Annotated in this window: 4 protein-coding genes; all 4 read left to right on the top strand. The window is 47.9% G+C overall.

The features are described 5' to 3' along the window. On the top strand, nucleotides 1–634 hold a 634-nt coding region (locus Q0338_RS02185), incomplete at its 5' end, for a DUF4198 domain-containing protein (RefSeq protein WP_298085329.1). A 178-nt stretch (nucleotides 635–812) separates the two neighbouring features. After that, nucleotides 813–1,121, top strand: a complete 309-nt coding sequence (locus Q0338_RS02180; protein ID WP_366119536.1) for a hypothetical protein — start codon at nucleotides 813–815, stop codon at nucleotides 1,119–1,121. A 113-nt stretch (nucleotides 1,122–1,234) separates the two neighbouring features. Further along, nucleotides 1,235–2,380 (top strand): toxin-antitoxin system YwqK family antitoxin, encoded by a 1,146-nt coding sequence (locus Q0338_RS02175; protein ID WP_298085328.1) that lies wholly within the window; start codon nucleotides 1,235–1,237, stop codon nucleotides 2,378–2,380. Nucleotides 2,381–2,682: 302 nt separating this feature from the next. Then, nucleotides 2,683–4,077, top strand: a complete 1,395-nt coding sequence (dcuC, locus tag Q0338_RS02170; RefSeq protein ID WP_298085327.1) for a C4-dicarboxylate transporter DcuC — start codon at nucleotides 2,683–2,685, stop codon at nucleotides 4,075–4,077. Nucleotides 4,078–4,252: the final 175 nt, after the last annotated feature.

Here is a 4,252-nt window from a genome sequence, read left to right as displayed (position 1 = left end):
GGACGATTTTCCAACTGTTGAAAATATCCCAGATAATAGGATCGCCCTATTTGAAGCCCCGTACGTCATAGCCAAAAATGGCGAAAAACTGAGCCTAAAACAAAGCGGCGAAAACTACCACTACGAAAGAGGCAAGCTTGAAGACGGCTCTTACCTTATAGCTGGCGAGTACAAGCCTACGTTTTGGACAAAAGCTAGCGATGGCACATGGCACATGGGCAAAACCAAAGAAGATATCAAAGACGCCAAATACTGCAAAAAAGCGAGTATGAGCGCAAAAGGCATCATAAACAAAAATGCAAAAGACGACTCCGTCACAAAGCCATCCAGCCAGCGCCTAGAGATAGTTCCACTTGAAAATCCAGCAAATTTCAAAGTTGGCGTACCGTTTAAAGTTAAAATTCTATTTGAAGGCAAACCGCTAGAAAGCGCTACGCTTAATGGAACATTTGACGGCTTTTTGAAAGAAAAAAGTGCATTTCACGGCGAAACTGAGCCAGACGGCACGATAGAGGTGCTAGCCCTTAAACCTGGAAAGTGGCTACTACAAGTGGTTCATAAAATGCCGTTTGCCGACTCAAAAATTTGCGATGACGAGACGATCGCAGCAACACTTGCGTTTGAGCTAAAATAGATCAAATTTACAAGACAACATCTTAAATTTATTAAAGGGCGCAGCAAGATGCGCCCTACTATTTTGCATTTTAAACTAAATTTTCCCGGTAAATTTTATAAAATCGTTGTTACGATAAAAGAACTTCTATAACAATAAACTCAAAACAAGCAGTTAAATTTATCGGTAAATTTAGTTTTTGCTACGCAACTCTGCAAATCTGCTGGCGACATCGTGCGAGATAAAGGGCTCGAGCGATGCTAAAATGACTGCCGTCAAGCCAGCAAATTTAGAGCCGATTTTTAACAGCGCGTGCATAACGCAGGTATTTTCAAACGGCGGTAAGGCGCATGAAATCTGCGAAAAATATCTAAAAACTCAAATTTTAAATGCAACGGGCAAATCGCCCGTCAAATTACCCTCGACCAGCCCCGCAAATGCAAATTTTAGTTTTGAAAGGCTCGTGCGCGAGTGGGCGATCGTCGCTGAAGCGCTAAAAGAGGGTTAAATTTAGCAAGAGCCCTTAAATTTAACTCATCCAAAATAAAAATAACCGCGCCTTCACCTTAAATTTAGTTTCAAATTTTAAAATTACCCAAACTAAACAAAGCAGGAAAAACCATGAAAATCCTAAAATTTCTATTTTTACTCCCGCTTTTAGCGATCGGCGCGCAGGCCTTGGAGCCAAAAATCGTAATGAAGCCCGAAGCGAGCCTAAAAAACGGGCTTTACTACGTAAAAGGTAAGCTCTACGACGGCACGCTAAAGATGCTTCGATACAGCGTCGAGGACCTATATGACGTAAATGCGATGGGCATGGTCTATCCGAGGCTAAAACCCCTGCCGCCCACGCTCATACGCGAGATAGACGTGCAGGGCGGCACGGCGGTGCGATATCGAGACTATTTTGACGGCAGAGACAAGCCCTCAAACGAATACCCCCTAAAAAACGGCGTCCGCGAGGGCACGGCTAAGCACTACCATGCAGATAGCGGCGCTCTGATGGGCGAGAGCGAATACAAAAATGACGTCCGCGACGGGCTCTACCGCCGCTACTATTTTGACGAGGGCGGCGCGTTAAAGCAGGAGGGCTTTTTCAAGGCGGACAAGCGAGAGGGCGTATTTACCGACTATTACGTTAGCGGCGAGGTTAGCGCACGCAGCCCCTACGCGGGCGGGCTGCGAAACGGCGAGGACGTAGACTACTACAAAAGCGGTAAAATCCGCGGCGTGCGAACCTATAAAAACGACAAGCGAGAAGGTGCAGAAAAATGGTACTACGAAAGCGGCGCCGTGGAGGAGACGGGCGAATACAAAAATGACCGCAAAAACGGCGTTTGGAAGCGATTTTACGAAAACGGCAAAACGCGCGTGGTAGAAAACTATAAAGACGGCGAAAAGGACGGCGTCGCGCGCGAATACTACGGGGGCGGCAAGCTCAGAGGCGAATACGAGTACAAAGACGGCCGCCAAATAGGCGCGGGGCTGGACTACTACGAGAGCGGAGCGCTGGCTGCAAAAGTGATGTTTAAAAACGGGCGCTATCACGGACTATACGAGGAGTATCACGAAAACGGCGCGCTAAAAGCCAGAGTGATGTTTGAGGACGGGCTGGAGGTCGGCGAGGCTCGCCACTACTACGCAAACGGCAAACTCGAAGCCGAGGGGGAGTTTGAGCGCGGTAGGCTCGTGCGTGCCAAAAAATACGACGAATCGGGTAAGCTAATCAGCGACAAGTCCGATAAAAACGGACTTTCGCGGGAGTGAGTTTGGCTAAAATTTAAATTTGAGCGGAGCCAAATTTGATGCGTGCATTTTAAATTTGACGTTTCGGTCGAGCTTGGCTTTACGCGACGTTTAGCATTTTTTATTTTAAGCGCATACGAGACATCAAATTTGACTCAAAACCTGCTGCACTAGTCTAAAATTTTAATAAAAATCAAAGTTACATAAAATAATACCGTTCAAAAAAAATTAAAAAATAATTTTTATTTTAGCTTAATATATCAATATTTGTAGTAAAATTTGCTCTAGATTTAATACACAAAAACACTAAAAAGGAGCAAAATATGGCTGCTGCGGGTATTATTATCGGCACGGTAGTGCTGTTTATAGTGGGTTGGGCGATAGTGCGCGGCAAGTACGCGCCGCTCGTGCTTTTTCTTTCGGGCGTTTTTATGTTGATCTGCTCGGTCGCGCTGGGGACGGGAAATTTCATGCCCAAACAGGCCGTAGCGACGGGCAATGCCTACCTAAACATCATCGAGTTTATCCGATATATGTTCTCAAACAGATTTGCAAATTTAGGCCTTATCATCATGTTTATGGTGGGCTTTGCTAGCTACATGACGCATATCGGGGCGAACCACGCTTTCGTCTCTATCGCTACTAAGCGCTTTGCTAGGATCAAAAATCCATACGTCATGGTCTTTGTCGCATTTGCGGTGGCTAAGCTCATCAGCATGGTCATCACTAGCGCGGTGGGGCTTGGCGTGCTATGCCTCGCGCTGCTAGGGCCCGTACTTATCTCGCTTGGACTAAACAAGCTCACCGTGGGCTCGATCTGCGCGATGTCGGGAGCCGCCTCGATGGTGCTCATCGGCGCATCGACCGCCGCTGCGGCAAAGGCTACGCAGCTTAGTATTTTAGATTATGTTTTCATCTATAAAATTCCAGCCGCACTTCCGACCTCGATCGTGATGGGTATCGCGCTCGTTTTTTGGAACAGATACCTCGATAAAAAGGAGGGCTGGGTGTGCAGCGAGCACGTGGGCGAAGTGATGGAATTTGACGGCGCAGTGCAAAATCCCGAGACAGCCGCACCTAAAATTTACGCGATACTGCCGTTTTTACCGATGATTTTGGTGGTAGTATTTTCGCAGTACTGCATCGCCTCTATCAAGCTTGACATCTCAGCGATCATCATCCTTTCAGTCGTCATCGCGATGCTTTTTGAAGCGGTTAGGCATAGGTTCAAATTTGACCCGATTGCCGAAGGGGTCAAGGTATTTTTCCAAGCGATGGGTAAGAGCCTAAGCGGCGTCGTGATTCTCATCATCGCAGCGGGCGTATTTGCGGAAGGCTTTAAGGCGCTAGGCATGCTCGATAGCATCGTAAAGCTCGCAAATTCGCTTGGCTTTGGCGGCTTTGGTATGTCGGTGCTTTTCGTCGTCATTACGACGCTTGTTACGATCATATCCGGCTCAAACGGCGCGAGCTTCTACCCGCTCATCGAGATGGTGCCGCATATCGCGGCTAAGCTAAACGTGAGCTCGGTTATGCTCGTGCTACCGATGCACCAGGCCTCCACTATCGCTCGCCCTCTCTCGCCCGTAGCTGGCGTGGTCGTCGCGATAGCGGGCATGCTAAAGTGCAGTCCGCTCGATATCGTCAAGCGCTGCAGCGTACCGGCGGTCTTGGGCCTCGTTAGCCACCATATTTTCGTATTTTTACTCTCATTGTGAGGTGCGAAATGCAGCTTCCTAGGTGGACGTTTGAGGACGCGTACGGCGACTTTGACGATGCGAGATTTATGGACGCGCTGTCAAATTTAGATGAAATTTTAGGCGAGATAGATGGGTTGCTAGGCGCGGGCGGCGAGTTAAATTTGCTGATAGACGCATACGAACGCGGATTTGA

The sequence above is a fragment of the uncultured Campylobacter sp. genome (assembly GCF_938018145.1).
Taxonomy (GTDB): domain Bacteria; phylum Campylobacterota; class Campylobacteria; order Campylobacterales; family Campylobacteraceae; genus Campylobacter_A.
This window is presented reverse-complemented; position numbering and strand designations above follow the sequence as displayed.